This window comes from Parafrankia sp. BMG5.11 (assembly GCF_004337455.1).
The window spans coordinates 341801-359612 of the sequence record NZ_SJXI01000015.1; the positions used below are offsets into that span (position 1 = coordinate 341801).

Below are 17812 nucleotides of genomic sequence, written 5' to 3' on the forward strand. Positions count from 1 at the left end.
AAGTTGTCGGCGGGCCTCTGGCCAGCGCATTGCGACGAGGGCTTAGATCGCATTGATCAGCTCCTCCACACTGGCAGATGGTTCGAGGTAACACTCGGTCGAGCTGATCGAGCGGTGTCCCAGCAGTTTTTGCAGATCGGCCAGGCTAACATGTCTTCCGCTCATGCCACGAGCGAAGTGGGTCGCGAACGTGCGCCGGCCCGAGTGGCTCGAGCATCCCGCAAGCCCACCCACCCTCTTGTAAAGTTGACAGAACCAGTGGGTGACCGCCGCAGCATTTTGCGGGCGAAGGCGACCGTTGCGGCCGATGCTGAACGCTACTGTAGGAGCGTCTGGGTACTTCTTGTGAAGTTCCTGCAGAGCTGACTTAAGGCGGCCATGGATCGGCACCTCGCGGCTATAGCGTGATTTGCTTGATCCCGCGCCGACCCACAGGTTCTTGGCGACACAGCCCTCGCTCTCGAAAGAGCTGTGGTAGGTCATGGTTGCGATCTCGCCTGAACGCAGGCCGGCCTTGCAGGAGAGCAGGACCTTCACGCGGTCACTTTCGGGCGAACGGCTTTTTGCTTCGATGTAGTCTAGGATCCGCCCGAGATCCTTCTCTTCGATCAGCCCAGCGCGCTTGGTTGGGCCGCGTCTCCGGCGCGCCTCTTCTTTCGACCCAGGCCGAACGGTCGGAATAAGATGGTCAGCGCTGCGGTCGGTCGGCCGCCTGAGCGCCGCCTCTAATTCGCAGGTCGCGGCGTGCAGGTGCAGGCGTGCGACGTTCGCCTGAGGGAAAAGTGGACGCGGTTCCTTAGCACGTTGCCGAGATGTGCGAGCCTTCGGGCGGGCTGCCAGGGTGTGGGGAAGAGAGCTCCACAAGGAACTCACTTCCGACCGATCATCGGTGTCATCTGGGGTCGTCGACGCTGGAACTTCATAATCTAACTGCATGTGGGCCCTCCTCTATTGGCAGTCTCCTTCCGATTCGCCGAGATTTATGCAGACGGAACGGCAGAATGGCAAGTAAAAAAATGAGTAGAGCGTTAAGGTTAATGGATCCGGTGCCACAAATTACTCCGTATGATCTGGAGAAACTGAATAACAGAACTACTTAGAGCAAGGTGGAACTAAACCATCTAAATAGAAAGTAGGTGATCTGCTTGAATGTTGAGTTGAGCAAACTGCTGGTTGTTGACCACGCTTCAACCGTGGATCTGGCGGTGTCCCTCGACGGCAACCGTGTTGCACACTGCCAGTGTCGTACTGGCCGATATGGCGCGGACTCTGAGGTCAACTGAACTGCCGGAACGACGATCTACCCTGAGGGGCAACCGAAGCCATCAGGCGAGGCGTTCATGGATCTTGGCGGCTACCTTGCCGACAAATCCTTCGGCTGACCTGGTCGCCTATTGAGCCGGGCCGGGCGTCGGCAGCGCCTGTGCATCAGCTTGTTGACTGAACTCAACCAGGAAAGCCGGTCGTAGGACCCGAGGAACTCGCTTGCTGGCTGGATCACGCTATCGCAGCAATCTACTCTACTTGCAGATAGAGGCATGGCTGGAGCAAATCGGGGTTGTCCAGAGTCATCTGAACTCTGCCAGCCGTGTACTTGAGCTGTGCCCGACACGGTTTCCTGACAGCAGTCTTGGCGGCTCACACATAGCCAAGCGATCTTGCAAGCTTTGTTGAGAGCCCACGAGTGATCAATCTGACTGACCTATTGGCGAACGGACCAGAGCGACCCTGAGTCAATAGTGGGCAATCAGCACGATCCCTGGCGTTCCCGAAAGGGCCTCCTCCACTTGAGGTGATCGGCATGAGGTGAGGAGCGGCGCGCATCGCGAGATGAGGCCCATCGGGTTCAATTTCCACGTCAGCGGGGCGAAGCGAGCCATTCGGCAGCCTGCAGTTAGAATGACGGTGTTTCGCCGGTTTCTAGCCATTGAAAATGCTTCCGAATCACGCGCTTACTTGACAACTCTACGTCAGTTTGCCTGACCGTCAGTTATAATTCCGCAAAGATTAGAAAATGACCCTTTCGGAACTTAACTTTCTAACTAAGTGTCGCGAATCACTGTCGCTCATCCGTAAATCATGTCATTTTCGCGTAATGACGTGCACCTGCGGTGCCCCAATCGACGATTTCCATGTTTTGACCGTTCTGAGCAGGATTACCAGGGACGCTCGGCCTTGCTGTCAGGCCTTCGCGGGGACGTGCAGCAACCTCAAACATGGTTAATTTTTTCTGTTGACGTGGGTGGTTTGACTGAACTAGCTCCTCTCACAGCGAAGCATCCCGACGGCTCCATCCGGGCGAGTTTGTCTCAGGAGTGCTCGCTGGCGCCCGGCCAGAATCCGACTTGAGTTGCCTTCTGCGAAGGAGGTCCGCGGTCGCTTTGGCAGGAGCTCATAAATGTCCCATTTCGCCTTTTTCGTCGGCCTCGATGTGTCGCCCAAACGCACCGCGATATGCATCGTAGACACCGCCAACTCGATCGTCGCCGAAGCATACGTGCCGACCAATCCCGAAGCGATCGCGCGCTTTGTGCGGGACCGTGTGCCTCATGTTGAACGTGTGGGTCTTGAGGCCGGACAGATGTCGGAATGGCTGACGGTTGGACTCAACACAGCCGGTCTTCCGACCATTTGCGTCGAAGCTCGCCACGCCCAAGGGTTCATCCAATCGCAGATCAACAAGAGCGATCGCAACGATGCGCGCGGCCTTGCGCGCATGATGATGTGCGGGGTCTACAAACCGGTCCACGTCAAGTCGCTTGAAAGCATGCAACTGCGCGCCCTCTTGGGCGCGCGGAAGATTGTTCTCGAAAAGATGATCGATATCGAACTGCACATCCGCGGCACGCTGAAGACCTTTGGTCATCAACTGGGGTCGTGCGGACGTGCGCAGTTCGCGTTCAGGGTAGATGAGCTCGCAGAGGACAATGAGTCCTTGCAACTGGCGATCCGTCCGCTCCTGCGCGCGCGCGACGGGCTCAATGAGCAGTACGAACGGCTGCATTACCATGTCTTGGGCATAGTGCGTGACGATCCGGTCTGCCGGCTCCTGATGACTGCGCCGGGGGTCGGCCCCGTGACCGCCCTCACGTTCAAGACGGCGGTGGATGATCCGGAAAGGCTACAGGGCAGCAAGTCGGTCGGAGCCCTGTTTGGTATGACTCCGCGTCGCCATCAGTCGGGTGACACCGACCGGATGGGCAGTATCTCCAAGTGGGGCGGGCAAGAGGTGCGATCTGCGCTCGTCGAAGCCGGGATGAGGATTCTAACCACGGTCAAGCAACCCTCCCTCTTGCGGACCCAGGCACTGGAGCTCGAAGCGCGTATCGGCCGGAACAAGGCCGCAGTAGCTCTAGGACGCCGGCTCGGGAGCATTCTGCGACGGATGTGGCTCGATCAACGCGCATTCGATCCGAACCAACATGATGACCCAGGTGCCGCCTAACTTGTAGCACAAGCGATTTTTCAACCCCCACAAGGAGCGAGTCTACGCTAGCGTACAATCGACTGATAAGAACGGTGGCCGCGCCGATCCACATGCTACCAGGTGAGCCAAGAGCATCACGTGCATCGAGACTTGGACGACGCGAAATCTCTCCACGCCAATTGAACTGGGGCGGGTGCTCAACCTGACCCCGGAGGTAAGCGTGTTCACCAGTCAGTGCGTTGCCAGCTCGCAACCAGAAAGGTTAAGCCTTGAGCGTAAGCCCGCTTGGACCCCAGAATGCGAATCTAGGTAAGGTAGCCGCTTCCGAAGCGAATCGTCGGAGAGCCGAAGACGTGCGCCGATATTATCAGTCGCTCCAAGTATTCGCCGTTTGCATTGCGGACGCGTTCAAGAACGACGCGCTTGGGGTTGCTCGTATCGATGGGTAGCGGTTCATCGTTCGCTATTTAAGCATCTTCGGTCCAGCCACTTGCCCGGGGTGCTTAGCTTGCTTGATCGAGGTGTGGTGCCAAACCTGCGCTCTAATGTCGTCGAGAAAGCCCCAAGCGGCTCATTAGCGCTAGACAGCCGCCAGCTCACACGCCCGTCGGAGGTTCGCGACCGATGATCATCTCGGTCCGCTTAATCAGTCGACTATCTAATGCTTCAGGTTGAGGTACAATCCAATAATCTCCTCTATCAATTGCGTCAAAGATCAATGTTGCGAATTGGTCAGGATCAGCGCCGCGATCGGACGTCATTAGTTTCATTTTCTTGATCAAATTCGACGAATGAGTTGTGGGCTCTCCATCCAGAATAGAAGTCTTGACAGGTCCCGGAACAAGTAGAGACACCGAGATATTACAATTCAACTTATGAAGTTCGATAGCTAGTGCTTCGGTTAAAGAAACAACCGCGGCCTTTGATGCGGAATAGGGTCCCATTAGGGGACCTGAGAAAAAGCCGCCGACCGATGCAGTGTTTATAATTCGCGCGGGAATGCCAGATTCCAAAAGCTTTGGAACGAATGCGCGTAGTCCATTAACAATGCCAAAAACATTGATATCGAATGAACGCCTCCACGTCTCGGCATCTAACTCCCAAACCTGTCCGGAAGAGAGTACGCCAGCATTATTGAACAGTAAGTCTACGCGCCCGAACGTATCATACGCAAACTGCGACAGTCTTTCCAAATGCTCTTCGTTACGAACATCCACCTTCAGAATCGCAACCTCACCCGAGAGCTCGCGCGAGGTGACTTCAAGTTGCTCTATGTTCCAGTCTGCAAGTACCACGGCCATCCCGCGCTCTACTGCGCACCGCGCCAAGCCGGCGCCAATTCCACTGGCCGCCCCAGTGATGACAGCGACAGGTGTTGCCATGAGAGATCTCCTTCGAGGTTGACCTAGTGATCCGGACCACCGCCCGCGACCAGGCTATTCGTACTGCGACGCCGAGCCATCGATATGCGAAGTCGCGGGACGGCGGGCGAAGATGCCGAAGCCTACAATCGCAAGGTAGCAGAGAACAGGCAACGCGAGGGCTGCCCGGAGATTGCCGGTTGCGTCCGCGATGACTCCAAACAGCAGTGGCACGAGCGCGCCGCCACAGATCGCGACATTGATGATGCCCGATCCATCCGCCGCTTTGGCGCCAAGCCTTTCACAAGCGAGCGAAAAGATGGTCGGGAACATGATCGAATTCATCAGGCCGACTGCAAGCAGCGAGTAACCTGACAGCGTCCCGCTTGTCGTCGCGGAGAGACCGATCAAGCCGACCGCTCCGACACCGACGACCGCCAGAAGGAGGCCGGGGCTAACCGCGCGCAAGAGAGCGGAGCCGATGAACCGACCGACCAACGCGCCGCCCCAATACAGCGGAATCAGCTTGCCCGCATCCTGCTCAGCCAGGCCGAGGACGTTCGCTTGCATCAGATAGCTGACGATGATCGAGCCGATCGAAACCTCGGCACCGACGTAGAGGAATATGCACAAAGCGCCGTATCCGAAACGCGGACGGCGAAGCAGCGAGAACCCCTCGACCACACTCGACGGCTCGTGCTGCTCGCCGTGCAGGCGATTACGAAACGCCCAAACCACCGCTGCCACCACGGCGAGGGCCACGGCGAGCCCCAGGTACCCATTCACGATCGCCTGGCTTTCCGCCTGTTGGTACGCGACTAGATCGGCGCCCGACAACTCGGCCGCCGACACGGTGGCGAGACTGCCGAGGATGAGAATCGCGCCGAAATATGGAAAGATCGTCGTGCCGAGCGAGTTGAAGGCCTGCGCAAACGTCAGCCGGCTGTGCGTGGTCTTCGGCGAACCAAGGAGGCTGATCAGGGGGTTCGCGACGACCTGAACGACGACCACGCCGCTCGCGAGCACGAACAGGGCCAGCAAAAAAAGCCCATAGGTCGCGGTCTGGCTCGCCGGGATGAACAACAGGCATCCCGCCATCATGGTCAGCAGGCCGGCAACGGCCCCGCGCATGTAGCCGATACGCTTGACCAACTGGGCCCCCGGAATGCCGATGATGGCGTAAGCGGCGAAAAAGCAGAACTGGACCAGCATGGCCTGGGTATAGTTAAGCGTGAACAGCTCCTTCAGCTTTGGGATGATCACGTCGTTGAGCGATGTGATTCCCCCGAAGATGAAGAACAGTCCGAAGACGAAATACTGCAAGCCGGGGGCGTCCACCGGCGGATGATCGTCCTCGATCGGCTGCGGGTTGGTGCTCGAAGAGACTTCGGGTGCAAGAGCCATCATGTTGTCCCGGCAGAATGAATGAATGAAAGCGCGCGGTACGGAGCGCGAGGCGAACTCACGCGGCGACTGTCAGCTTACGGACGCCGGCGCTACGCAGGGTGTCGAGGGTTTCTGTCGGCGGATTGCCGCCGACGATGATGTGATCGATGCGATCGAGGCCGCACACAATGGCGCCCGACGATACCGAGAGCTTCGACGAATCGATCAGCAGGATCACCTCGTCCGCGACATCGAGGAACCGGCGCTGGCTTGCGACTAGTATGGCGTCGGCCTGAAACACGCCCTTGGGGCTGACCGCCGCTGCTCCGATGAACAGCTTTGACGCGTGAAAATTGGGCATGCTCGCCTCTCCGGACGGGGCCAGGATGATGTTCTGCTCACGAAAGATCGAACCGGACGGGAGGAGTATCTGCGTCCCCTCCTGCGGCAGGAGTGCGTTCACTATGTGCAACGAATTGGTGAGAACCTGCAGGCCAAGCCCCGCCAGATGATCGCACATCTGGAACGTGGTCGTGCCGCCATCGATGATGATCCCTTCGCCGCGGCTACACAGCCTAGCGGCCGTCTTTCCGATCGCGCGCTTCTCCGCGAGGTTACGGTGCAAAGACTTTTCGAACGGGGTGCCTTTGAGCGTTGAGACCCGTCCGTCACCTGCGCCATCGTCTTCCGCTGCCTTTGCCCCTCCGTGGACGCGCAGTATCCGCGCCTCGCGCTCGAGCCGGCTAAGATCACGGCGAATGGTCGCGGGAGAGGCATCAAGCGCCGCTTCGAGTTCGCGATAGCTTACGAACCCCGTTCGGCCGAGCGCCTCCATGATCGCCATTTCGCGCTCGGCCGCATGCATGCTCGATTCCCCCTCAGGCCGCGCGCTGTTCGCGCTGGATCTGTTCGAGCGACTTGCCGGCGTTGCTCGGCGCCCAGAGCCAACCGACCAGACCGCTCACGATAAGGAAACCGGTAAGGATCACCGCAAGGTGCGTAAACCCGGTCGAAGTCAGGATCGGCACGAAGAAGCTGAAGAAGCCGAGCGTGATCCGGACGACCGCGAAGCAGACGCCTTGTGCCGTGCTGCGCAGGGCGGTCGGGAACATCTCGGCGCTCCACAGCTGGAAGAAGGCCTGCGCTCCGAAGCCGCCGCCGAAGCCAAGCAGGAATACGTGGAGTACGGCGATGGGAATGGTCAGCGGGAAGATCGCCAGCAACGCCATCCCCACGACCTGGATGATCGCAGACATCAGGAACATGTGCCGCTGGTTCACCTTGTCGACGAACTTCATGAAGATGAAGTAGTTGGACAGCATCCCGATCCCGAACGTCAGCGCCTGGATCGCCACCGATTGTGCCTGTGTTGCTGCACCGACCGTTTGGAGGATGTAGGGAAAGAAGAAGCCGTTGGTGCCGGCCCACAGATTCCAGAAACCGTACATCCCAACGAGGCCGAGAATGGACTTGAGATAGGGGCCCTGAAACAGAACGCTGACCTTGGGCCGCTGGTAACCGGCCTCCTGGGTTTCCTTCCAGCGGCGCGATTCCGCCATTTTGCGGCGAAGGAGCGACAAGCCGATCGCTACCACGACGAGATGCGCGAACACGATGCGGGCGCCCAGCGCGCCGAGCGAAGTCAGGGCCAGGCTCATCAGCAGCACGACCACCGGTCCAAGATTCCACAGGACCTGGGCGACCCCCGAATGCTTGCCACGGCGCGTATCGGGCGCCTCTTCGGCGATCAGCGACCAGCTCGCGGGGATGTCGGCGCCGACCGCCAGGCCGACGATGAGGAAGCCGGTGACGATCATCCAGGGTGCCGTCGCAAACACCAGCAGCGTCATGCCGATCGCGTAGACCAGCATATCCCACTGATAGATGCGCTTGCGACCGAGCTTGTCGCACAGCCAACCGCCGATCATGGCACCGACGCCGGCGCCGATCGCATTCGGACCGAACGCGGCGATGAGGCCCACAAAGCTGTCAGAGAGCCCGTAGACCTCCTTCCACAGCGCGAGCGCAGCAGCACCAGCGACGATCGATCCCGCATCGATGTAATTGGCAAGGCCGGCGAGTATGGTGTTCTTCCAGTTGTCTTTCTGGATGGGAACTTCGTCGATGATATCGACCTGGCTCATGCCGGGCTCTCCCTGACTAGAATGTCTTCTGTTATCTGTGCGATGCTGGTGGTTCCGGTCAGCGCCATCGCAACGCGCATCTCGGCTTCGATCAAGCTCAGGACATGGTCCACGCCGGCCTGGCCCCTCGCTGCAAGCGCGTAGGCCCACGCGCGCCCGATCAGTACCGCGTCGGCGCCCAGCGCGAGCATCCTCACCACGTCGAGGCCGGAGCGCACACCTCCGTCGGCCATGATGGTCAGTCGCCCCGCCACTGACTGCACGATTGGAGCCAGCGCGCGGGCGGTCGAGGGTACTCCGTCAAGCTGGCGTCCACCGTGATTGGACACGACAATCCCGTCAGCGCCCAGTTTCACGGCCTGCTCCGCGTCCTCGGCGTCGAGTATTCCCTTGATGATTAGTGGGCCGTCCCACTCCGCCCGGATGAAGTCGAGGTCTCGCCAGCTCACGCTGGGGTCGAAATTGGCCCGCATCCAGGCGAAGAAATCCTCGATGCCGGAACTATCCTGGAGAACCGGAGCGACGTTGCCGAGGCTGTGCGGCCGGCCGTGCAGGCCGACGTCCCAGGCCCAGCCGGGCCGAAGGGCGGCTTGCCAGGCGCGCCGGACGCTGCCCGTGAAGCCGGGTGCGCCAGCCAGCCCGGAATGATAGTCGCGGTAGCGGCTACCGGGCACCGGCATGTCGACCGTGAACACCAGCGCGACGCAGCCGGCCGACTTCGCTCGTGCCATCAGGTCCCGCATGAAGCCGCGATCGCGGATCATGTAGAGCTGGAACCAGAACGGGGCCGTGGTTGCGGAAGCTACTTCCTCGATGGTGCACGCCGACACGGTCGAGAGAGTAAACGGTACGCCGCGTGTTTCGGCCGCTCTCGCGGCCTGTCGTTCGCCTCTCCGGGCGTTAAGGCCGGCCAGGCCGATCGGCGCCAGCGCTACCGGGAGCGCGTAACGGGTGCCGAACAGTTCGCACGACAGGTCCAGATCGGACACGTCGCGCATCACGCGCTGTCGCAGGGCGATTTGGCCCAGGTCCGCAAGGTTCCGGCCCAGGGTCACCTCGGAATAGGAACCTCCGTCGATGTAGTCGAACAAGAACCGCGGCAGCCGCCGCCGCGCCAGTTCGCGGTAGTCGAGGGCCGAGGCAGCGATCATGCCGGATGACCCGCGCGCTCGCGCCACGTTGCGCGATATGCCGCGATGTCGCCATCTAGCGGATCGATGAGGCGCAGCTCACCAGTAGGTCGCAAGTCAGGATTCGCCAGCCGAAGAGCGCCGAAGCTGACGTCGTTGTGTGCATTTGCGACGTACACTCGCGTTTCGGGCCGCAGTGCGGCGAGGGCGCGGACGAAGACTTCTGCTTCGGCGAAGCGGCCTTCTACGACGAGGCGTTCCTTGGACCCGATAAGGTCGAGCGAGACATCGGTGACGAGCGCGGCGTACAGGCAGGCACCGGCGCGGCGCGCATGCCAATCGTCGGGCCGGTCGTGCCAGCCTCCCCGAGCGTCGCCGAACGGACCGTTGCCGGGCGCCAACGTGGGCAAGACCATCGCGCCGCTGGCGAACAGACCCGGCACCGCCTCGATCAGCAGCGGCTGATCAGGCTTGATGTCGACCTGCCGGGTGTCGAGTTCGATGAGCGTCTCAATCTCGCGCCCACCCATGAACCGTGCGGACGGCACGGGCGTGCCGTAGACATCGACGTTGACCAGACAGTCCCGATCCTCGGGCAGGGCGGACAGATCGACCGGTTCCCGGGTCAGCCGCATGGCGATGAACCAGGTGCCGGTCGAAAGCACCGTGGCCTCGTTGTCCTCGATCTCGCGAAAGCCGCGGGCGGCGAGCAACGCGGCATTGGAATCATGCAGGCCGGCATGGATCCGGGTCTGCTCGGAAAGGCCCATGCGTGCGGCGAGTTCAGGCCGCAAAGTTCCGATCACGTCGCCGGCGCGCGCAAGCGGGGCGAACCGGCGTGCCCATCCCCGCTGCTGGGCGAGCGGAGAGAAGTGCCCTTCGGCAGGGCACCACAAATCCGAGTGACAACCCAAACTGCTCACTTCGCTGACGGCGTTGCCGCTGAGCAGCCAGGTCCAGTACTGGGCGTATGGAAGCAATGTCGCCTTGTTGAAGCAGCGTGGTACGGAGCTTTCGAGCCAGTGGAGCTGGGCGCCGAGATTGAGGCCTGCAGGAAGGGACGGCGAACCGGTCTTGGCGAATGGCGCGCGTTGTCGCTGGTACGAGAGACGAGCGTCTTCCGGCATCGCCCATTCGTAATCGGGCGGAACGAAAGCTAGCCCGTCATTGGCGATTCCCGCTACCGCGGCGCCGTGCGAGACGGGGATGATGCATTCTACCGGGTGCGATCCGTACTCGCTCAGAATCTGCAAGATCCATTCGCCGGTCGCGGCGGTGTCAAGAGCGACGTAATCGCCAGTGAACGGCGACTGATTGGCACGCACCTGACGGTCGAGCATGTTTCCGTCGCGCGACCACAGGCTGACCTTGCTCAAGGTCTTGCCGACATCGACGACGATCGCCCAGCCTTTGCTCACAACCCCTCCTGGCGTCAGTTCATGCGCCTTGATGATTGAGAGCTAGCGAAAATGATTGTTCTTGAAAAGGGCTAATGCTACAAGGGTCGCGCCATGAACATTCAGACAACTTTGGCCGGACAGGCCATCCCCTTCGCCATCCCCGCCAGCCGGTGGGATGAATCTGAAGCCCGGGGAAAGACAGAGGCAGAGCTGCTGCTCTACCGTTCGAATCTGCTTGGCTCGGACCTCACGGTCACCAACTTCGGAGGCGGAAATACCTCGGCAAAGGTCGTGGGGACCGATCCACTCACCGGCAAGGATGTAGAGGTCCTGTGGGTCAAGGGGTCCGGCGGCGACATCGGTTCCATGGGGCTGGACGGGTTTGCCACCCTTTACGAAGACAAGCTGCTCGCGCTCGAGGATCACTATGCGGGCGAGCAGGACGACGACAAGATGGTCGGTTTCCTACCGCACTGCACGTTCAACCTGAATTCGCGCGCGGCGTCGATCGACACGCCGCTGCACTCCTTGCTTCCGTACAAGCATATCGATCACGTCCACCCGGACGCCATCATCGCACTCGCCGCGTCGAGCGGAGGACAGGCGGTGACCCAGGAGCTGTGGGGCGATACGATCGGCTGGCTGCCGTGGAAGCGGCCAGGTTTCACGCTCGGCGTGATGATCCGCGATTTCGCCAAATCGAACCCGAACGCCAAGGGCGCGATGTTGGCAGGTCACGGCATCATCTGCTGGGCCGACACCGCGCACGAGTGCTACGAGCAGACGGTTCGCCTGATCGCGGAAGCTGCCGAGTATCTGAACGCCAAGCTGCTGGCTGGTCCGGCCTTTGGGGGCGTCAAGGTCAAGGCGCGCGAGGACCGGCGCGCGATCGCCTCAAGGCTCATGCCGCGGTTGCGGTCGCTGATGACCGGCGCGCGACGCAAGGTGGGTCATTTCTCCGATGATGACGCCACGCTCGAGTTTGTCGGCAGCGCTGACTTCGACAAGCTGGTTTCGCTGGGCACGAGCTGCCCCGATCACTTCCTTCGAACCAAGATCGCGCCGCTCGCACTCGATCCCGCTAGGCTCGACGACGACACTTATCTGGCCCAGCGGATCGCCGATTATCGCGGTCTCTATAGTGCCTATTACGATCGTTGCCGGCGGGGCAATTCGCCCGCGATGCGCGATGCCAACCCGGTTGTCGTTCTGGTGCCCGGCGTGGGGCGAATGACGTTCGCCGCCGACAAGGCGACCGCGCGGATTGCAGGCGAGTTCTATCTCAACGCGATCAACGTCATGCGCGGAGCCGAGGCAATCGGGGACTATATCGCGCTCGACGAACAGGAAGCCTTCGACATCGAATACTGGCTGCTCGAGGAGGCGAAGCTCCAGCGCATGCCCGCTCCCAAGCCGATGGTCGGACGGATCGCGCTGGTAACCGGCGGTGCGGGCGGGATTGGCGCAGCAACGGCTGCACGGTTTCTCCGCGATGGCGCCTGCGTGATGCTGGCCGATCGCGATGCCGATGCGGTCGAGGAAGTGAAACAAGGGTTCGTCCAGCAGTTTGGCAAGGACCTCGTCCGTGCGGTGGTCTGCGACGTTACCGACGAAGCACAGGTCAAGGCCGCGTTCGATGCGTGCGCTCGCGAGTTCGGCGGTCTCGATGTGCTCGTTGCCAACGCGGGTATCGCCAGTTCTGCGCCGATCGAACAAACCACGGTCGAGTTGTGGGACAGGAACTTCGATGTTCTGGCCCAAGGTTACTTCCTGGCCGCGAAGCACGCCTGGCCGCTGCTCAAGCGGATGAAGGATCAGGGCGGCACTTCCGTCGTGTTCATCGGCTCCAAGAACGCAGTCGCGGCAGCGGCAGGCGCTTCCGCTTATGCTTCGGCAAAGGCAGCCGCGAACCATCTTGCGCGGTGCCTGGCGCTCGAAGGCGCGCCGGATGGCATTCGGGTGAACATCGTCAACCCCGACGCGGTGATCAAAGGGAGCCGCATCTGGGACGGCGATTGGCGCAGGGAACGCGCGGGCACTCATGGTATCGATGCCGGCGCGGAGCTCGAGGCGCATTACCGCAACCGTTCCATGCTCAAGCGCGACGTGCTGCCCGAGGATATTGCCGAAGGCGCTTTCTTCTTCGCCAGCGACGTTTCCGCGAAATCGACCGGCAACATGCTCAATATCGACGCCGGAAACGCTCAGGCCTTCACCCGCTAGCGACTGCAGCGGGAAGAAGCCGTTCGGCGAAGGAGATGGACGTGGCGGATTACTGGCAGGTACTTCGGCAGACGGCAGTTGAGAGCATGGCCTTCGTCATCGTAGGTCCGATGCTTCTTCTGCCGTTCATCGTCGCGGAGCAACTGCGCCCGGTCCACCGCAGACCGGGATGGCGAGATTACAGTATCAACATTTTGATCAGCGCCAGCACGATCTTTCTCGCAATGCCGCTCGGGGTTCTCATTGGCCTGGCGACAGAACGCCTCCGCCATGCGTTACCCTGGGAGTCCGTCGGTTTCTCATATGACACCATCGCTCAAGTGCCCGCCATCGGCGGCATGCTTGCGGTCATGGCGATGGCTATCGTGCCAATCGTGGTTCATGATGTAGCCTTCTACTGGGCACACCGGATCGAGCATCGCGTGCCTTTCCTTTGGGAGTTCCACAAGCTCCACCACAGTGACGAACTCATGAACTGTTCGACATGGGCGAGAGATCATTTTCTCCAAGCAATCTGGGTGACAGTTTTTCCAGCATTGGCCCTTGGTCTCGTCTTTGACATCTCCGCGTTCCAGGCTGGGCAGGCGGCGCTCCTTTCCGGCCTGCTGCTTTCTTTCCTGTCGATGTTTTATCATTCGGCGATCCGCATCGAGCTGCCTTGGCTGGATCGGGTGGTGGTGACACCGCAAGTTTACAGCCTGCATCACTCGTGCGATCCGCAGCATTTCAACAGCAACTTTGCCGACGCCTTCCCGTTGCTCGACATCCTTTTCGGGACCTATCGCAAACCACAAGGCGGCCAGTTTCCGGGGACCGGCCTGGGCGATGACTATCCGGCGCCCCGCTCGTTGTGGTCGGCGCAAGTGCTGCCGGCTCTCGGCGGGTTCAGAGCCCTCACAACGTATGGAAAAGCCCGATGACTGGAGCTGCCATGATTGCACCGCTTTCCGCAGAGCTAATTGCCGAGGCCAACTCTGCCGCAACGCCCGCGCTCGAAGAAGACTACGCCGCACTCGGGCGAAAGCTCGAGCGGCAAGGGGTGGCGATCGACCGGATCAAGGACCGGGTGAAGGAATTTTCGGTTGCGGTTCCGAGTTGGGGGGCGGGCCGCGGCGGCACGCGCTTCGCCAAGTTTCCGCTCGCAGGCGAACCGACGAACATTCACGAGAAGCTCGAAGATTGCGCGGTCATCAATCAGCTCAGCCGCACAACGCCGCGCGTGAGTCCACACTTTCCCTGGGACAAAGTGGATGACTACGGCGCGTTGCGCGAAGAGGCCGACAGCTATGGCCTGAGCTTCGACGCGGTCAATTCCAACACCTTCCAGGATCAGGTAGGGCAGCCGCACAGTTATTCGACGGGTTCGCTGTCATCGACCGTCGAAGCCACTCGCGAGCAGGCGATCGAACACAACATCGAATGCATCGAGATCGGCCGCAAGATCGGGTCGCGGGCGCTGACGGTGTGGGTTGGCGACGGCACGAATTTCCCCGGCCAGCAGGATCTCGGCCGCAGCTTCGACCGCTATCTCGATGGAGCGGCAAAGGTCTACGCGGCGCTGCCCGGCGACTGGACGATGATGCTCGAGCACAAGATGTTCGAGCCGGCGTTCTATTCTTCGGTCATTTCCGATTGGGGAAGCTCGTTGCTGGCCGCGCAGGAGCTGGGGGAGCGGTGCAAGTGCCTCGTCGACCTGGGTCATCACGCGCCCAACGTGAACATCGAACAGATAGTTGCCCGCCTCCACCGTGCGGGCAAACTCGGCGGGTTCCACTTCAATGACAGCAAGTACGGCGACGACGATCTCGATTCCGGATCGATCAATCCGCACCAGCTGTTCCTGGTGTTCAACGAGCTGATCGAAGCCGAGCTCAACCCGCGCGACGGGTTCGATCCCGCCTACATGATCGACCAGTCGCACAACGTGACCGACCCGATCGAGAGCATGCTGTCGTCGGCCGAGACGATCGCGGGATGCTATGCCAGGGCTTTGCTGGTCGACCGGGATGCGCTTCATCAGGCGCAAGACGACAACGACGTGCTGCTCGCCTTCAGGACCCTGCGCGGCAGCTACGAATGCGACGTCGCTCCGATCCTGGCCAAGGCGCGAGCGGAGCTGGGCGGCGCGATCGACTGGCTGAGCGCCTATCGCGCGAGCAAGTACCGCGAGCGCAAGGCTCAGGAGCGCAAGCCAGTCGGCCTCGGAGCTGGGATAGTCTGAAGGCCCTGCCAATCGGAAACAGATCGCATTCCGAAAAGCATCGCTTTTCCGGGCAGCCAAAGCGTCAAGCGAGCTCCGCGACGATCTCCAGCACGCGCGGCGCAAGCTCCGGCCGGCAGATCAGCAGGTCGGGCATATAGACGTCGGGCCGGTTGTAGATCAGCGGGCTGCCGTCGATGCGCGAGGCGTGAAAGCCGTGCGCCAGCGCGACCGCGACCGGCGCGCAGCTGTCCCATTCGTATTGCCCGCCGGTGTGGAGGTAGATCTCAGCCTCTCCGCGCACCACCGCCATCGCCTTGGCCCCGGCGCTGCCCATGGGCACCAGCTCGGCGCCGAGCGCCTCTGCAACCAGCTCAGCCTCGCGCGCCGGGCGGGTGCGGCTCACTACCATGCGCGGGACAGCGGGAGCTGGACCGGTCGGCGACGGCTGATCGGTGCGCAGGACGAGGCCGAGCGCGGGCAAGGCGACCGCGCCGATCTCCGGTCGGCCATCGATCGCCAGCGCGACGTGCACCGCCCAGTCGGCGCGCTCCTCACCGTATTCGCGGGTGCCGTCGAGCGGGTCGACGATCCAGGTGCGCACTTTGGCAAGGCGTGCGCGGCTGTCCTTTTCCTCTTCTGACAGCAGGCCATCGTCCGGCCGCAGTTCGCGCAGCGCGGCGACCAGCAGCGCGTTGGCCTCGGCATCGCCCGCGCGGCCGAGCTCCTTGCCGTGGTGCTTGCGGCTGTCGCGCACGGCGAGAAGGATGCGGCCGGCCTCTTCGGCCAGGTGCGCGGCGAGCTGGTGGTCGTTCATTTGAGCGGTAGCAGCCGGTCGATGATATACTGGGCAGCTTCGGCAGGGGTCATGGTGACCGTATCGACCACGATGTCGGGGCTTTCCGGCGGTTCGTACGGACTGTCGATGCCGGTGAAGTTCTTGAGCTCGCCGCTGCGCGCCTTCTTGTAGAGACCCTTCACGTCGCGCGCCTCGGCAACCTCCAGCGGGGTGTCGACTAAGATCTCGATGAATTCGCCTTCGGGCAGCATCGCGCGGACCATGTCGCGCTCGGCCCGGAAGGGGCTGATGAACGCGGTGAGGACGATCAGTCCCGCATCCGCCATCAACCGCGCCACCTCGCCGACCCGGCGGATGTTCTCGATCCGGTCGGCCTCGGTAAAGCCCAGGTCCTTGTTGAGCCCGTGGCGCACGTTGTCCCCGTCGAGCAGGAAGGTATGCCGGTTCATCACCGCGAGCCGCTTTTCCACCTCGTTGGCGATGGTCGACTTGCCCGAACCCGACAGACCGGTGAACCACAGCACCTTGGGCGTCTGGTTCTTGAGCGCCGCGTGGTGCTGCCGGCTGATGTCGGTCGGCTGCCAGTGAACGTTCTGGCTGCGGCGCAGGCTGAAATGCAGCATCCCGGCCGCCACGGTGGCGTTGGTGATCTTGTCGATCAGGATGAACCCGCCCAGCGTGCGGTTGTCGGCATAGGGTTCGAACACAACCGGCTTGTCGGTGGTCAGCTCGGCCACCCCGATCTGGTTCAGTTCGAGCGTCTTGGCGGCGAGGTGTTCCAGGCTGTTGACGTCGATTTCGTACTTCGGCTCGGCGATCGTGGCCGACACCGTCTGAGTCGCGAGCTTCAGCCAGTAGGAACGCCCGGGCAGCATCGCCTCGTCAGCCATCCACACCACCGTGGCTTCGAACTGGTCGGCGACCTGCGGCGGGTTGTCCGCGACCGCGATCACGTCGCCGCGGCTGCAGTCGATCTCGTCGGCGAACGTCAGCGTGACCGACTGGCCTGCGACTGCCTGCGCCAGATCGCCATCGAGCGACACGATCCGCGCGATGGTGGTCGTCTTGCCGGACGGCAGCACGCGCACCGCATCGCCTGGCCGCACGGCCCCGGTCGCGATCAGGCCGGCGAACCCGCGGAAATCGAGGTTGGGGCGATTGACCCACTGCACCGGCATCCGGAACGGCTTGGCGCTGTCCACACCGCTTAAGACCTCGACGCTTTCGAGGTGTTCGACCAGACTCGGACCGTCGTACCACCGCGTGTTGTCGCTGGGGGAGGCGGTGATGTTGTCGCCCCGGAAGCCGGAGATCGGGATCGCGGTGAACGCCTCGATGCCGATGCTGCTGGCGAACTCGCGGTATTCAGCCACGATCGCATCGAAGGTCGCCTGGTCGTAGTCGACGAGATCCATCTTGTTGACCGCCAGCACCACGTTGCGGATGCCAAGCAGGTGGACAAGGTAGCTGTGCCGCCGCGTCTGGACGAGCACGCCCTTGCGCGCGTCGACCAGGATCACCGCCAGGTCCGCCGTGCTCGCCCCGGTGACCATGTTGCGGGTGTACTGTTCGTGCCCCGGGCAATCGGCGACGATGAACTTGCGCTTCTCGGTCGAGAAAAAGCGATAGGCGACGTCGATCGTGATCCCCTGTTCGCGCTCGGCGGCGAGGCCATCGACCAGCAGCGCGAAGTCGATCTCTTGCCCTTGCGTGCCGACCCGCTTGCTGTCGCTTTCCAGCGC

General features: G+C 61.8%; 13 protein-coding genes. 4 read left to right on the plus strand and 9 right to left on the minus strand.

Features of this window, described 5'->3' with window-relative positions:
- Nucleotides 1-42: 42 nt before the first annotated feature.
- Nucleotides 43-936: a site-specific integrase gene (locus E0504_RS12555; RefSeq protein WP_131624499.1), complete on the minus strand. Its 894-nt coding sequence runs from the start codon at nucleotides 934-936 to the stop codon at nucleotides 43-45.
- Between the two features lie 1462 nt (nucleotides 937-2398).
- Here E0504_RS12555 and E0504_RS12560 point away from each other — a divergent pair.
- On the plus strand, nucleotides 2399-3445 hold the full coding sequence (locus E0504_RS12560) for an IS110 family transposase (RefSeq protein WP_131624501.1): 1047 nt from the start codon (nucleotides 2399-2401) through the stop codon (nucleotides 3443-3445).
- 578 nt (nucleotides 3446-4023) lie between these two features.
- Here E0504_RS12560 and E0504_RS12565 read toward each other — a convergent pair.
- From E0504_RS12565 to E0504_RS12590, 6 genes are read right to left on the minus strand one after another with little or no spacing between them, the layout of a single operon-like run.
- The gene (locus E0504_RS12565) at nucleotides 4024-4809 is read right to left on the minus strand and encodes an SDR family oxidoreductase (RefSeq protein ID WP_131624503.1); all 786 of its coding nucleotides are present in this window, start codon (nucleotides 4807-4809) and stop codon (nucleotides 4024-4026) included.
- A 54-nt stretch (nucleotides 4810-4863) separates the two neighbouring features.
- Nucleotides 4864-6192 carry a sugar MFS transporter gene (locus E0504_RS12570; RefSeq protein ID WP_131624586.1) on the minus strand — a complete coding sequence of 443 codons (1329 nt, stop codon included), beginning with the start codon at nucleotides 6190-6192 and terminating at the stop codon, nucleotides 4864-4866.
- A 58-nt stretch (nucleotides 6193-6250) separates the two neighbouring features.
- On the minus strand, nucleotides 6251-7039 hold the full coding sequence (locus E0504_RS12575; RefSeq protein ID WP_131624505.1) for a DeoR/GlpR family DNA-binding transcription regulator: 789 nt from the start codon (nucleotides 7037-7039) through the stop codon (nucleotides 6251-6253).
- A 13-nt stretch (nucleotides 7040-7052) separates the two neighbouring features.
- Nucleotides 7053-8318 (minus strand): MFS transporter, encoded by a 1266-nt coding sequence (locus tag E0504_RS12580; protein WP_131624507.1) that lies wholly within the window; start codon nucleotides 8316-8318, stop codon nucleotides 7053-7055.
- Nucleotides 8315-9469: an FMN-dependent L-lactate dehydrogenase LldD gene (lldD, locus tag E0504_RS12585; protein WP_131624509.1), complete on the minus strand. Its 1155-nt coding sequence runs from the start codon at nucleotides 9467-9469 to the stop codon at nucleotides 8315-8317. The genes E0504_RS12580 and lldD overlap by 4 nt, the downstream gene beginning before the upstream one ends.
- Nucleotides 9466-10866 (minus strand): FGGY-family carbohydrate kinase, encoded by a 1401-nt coding sequence (locus tag E0504_RS12590; protein ID WP_207912521.1) that lies wholly within the window; start codon nucleotides 10864-10866, stop codon nucleotides 9466-9468. The genes lldD and E0504_RS12590 overlap by 4 nt, the downstream gene beginning before the upstream one ends.
- A 93-nt stretch (nucleotides 10867-10959) precedes the next feature.
- On the opposite strand from E0504_RS12590, the gene E0504_RS12595 reads away from it, so the two are divergent.
- Genes E0504_RS12595 through E0504_RS12605 form a run of 3 tightly spaced genes read left to right on the plus strand, consistent with a single transcriptional unit; the run spans nucleotide 10960 to nucleotide 15292 of the window.
- A complete protein-coding gene (locus E0504_RS12595) occupies nucleotides 10960-13071 on the plus strand; it encodes a bifunctional rhamnulose-1-phosphate aldolase/short-chain dehydrogenase (protein WP_131624511.1) in 2112 nt (703 codons plus the stop codon).
- A gap of 41 nt (nucleotides 13072-13112) precedes the next feature.
- A complete protein-coding gene (locus E0504_RS12600) occupies nucleotides 13113-13991 on the plus strand; it encodes a sterol desaturase family protein (protein WP_165938499.1) in 879 nt (292 codons plus the stop codon).
- Between the two features lie 11 nt (nucleotides 13992-14002).
- The gene (locus E0504_RS12605; RefSeq protein ID WP_131624515.1) at nucleotides 14003-15292 is read left to right on the plus strand and encodes a TIM barrel protein; all 1290 of its coding nucleotides are present in this window, start codon (nucleotides 14003-14005) and stop codon (nucleotides 15290-15292) included.
- 64 nt (nucleotides 15293-15356) lie between these two features.
- Here E0504_RS12605 and E0504_RS12610 read toward each other — a convergent pair whose 3' ends face one another.
- Together E0504_RS12610 and cysC are read right to left on the minus strand one after the other, a co-directional pair.
- Entirely contained in the window at nucleotides 15357-16088 is a 732-nt protein-coding gene (locus E0504_RS12610; protein ID WP_131624517.1) for a 3'(2'),5'-bisphosphate nucleotidase CysQ, read from the minus strand.
- A partial coding sequence (gene cysC, locus E0504_RS12615; protein WP_131624519.1) for an adenylyl-sulfate kinase occupies nucleotides 16085-17812 on the minus strand: 1728 nt, incomplete at its 5' end. The genes cysC and E0504_RS12610, both read right to left, overlap by 4 nt.

What these genes read in the sequence shown, in the direction of transcription:
- E0504_RS12555 (WP_131624499.1), bottom strand. Translation starts at nt 936, where the DNA reads ATGCAGTTAGATTATGAAGTTCCAGCGTCGACGACCCCAGATGACACC.
- E0504_RS12560 (WP_131624501.1), top strand. Translation starts at nt 2,399, where the DNA reads ATGTCCCATTTCGCCTTTTTCGTCGGCCTCGATGTGTCGCCCAAACGC.
- E0504_RS12565 (WP_131624503.1), bottom strand. Translation starts at nt 4,809, where the DNA reads ATGGCAACACCTGTCGCTGTCATCACTGGGGCGGCCAGTGGAATTGGC.
- E0504_RS12570 (WP_131624586.1), bottom strand. Translation starts at nt 6,192, where the DNA reads ATGGCTCTTGCACCCGAAGTCTCTTCGAGCACCAACCCGCAGCCGATC.
- E0504_RS12575 (WP_131624505.1), bottom strand. Translation starts at nt 7,039, where the DNA reads ATGCATGCGGCCGAGCGCGAAATGGCGATCATGGAGGCGCTCGGCCGA.
- E0504_RS12580 (WP_131624507.1), bottom strand. Translation starts at nt 8,318, where the DNA reads ATGAGCCAGGTCGATATCATCGACGAAGTTCCCATCCAGAAAGACAAC.
- lldD (WP_131624509.1), bottom strand. Translation starts at nt 9,469, where the DNA reads ATGATCGCTGCCTCGGCCCTCGACTACCGCGAACTGGCGCGGCGGCGG.
- E0504_RS12595 (WP_131624511.1), top strand. Translation starts at nt 10,960, where the DNA reads ATGAACATTCAGACAACTTTGGCCGGACAGGCCATCCCCTTCGCCATC.
- E0504_RS12605 (WP_131624515.1), top strand. Translation starts at nt 14,003, where the DNA reads ATGATTGCACCGCTTTCCGCAGAGCTAATTGCCGAGGCCAACTCTGCC.
- E0504_RS12610 (WP_131624517.1), bottom strand. Translation starts at nt 16,088, where the DNA reads ATGAACGACCACCAGCTCGCCGCGCACCTGGCCGAAGAGGCCGGCCGC.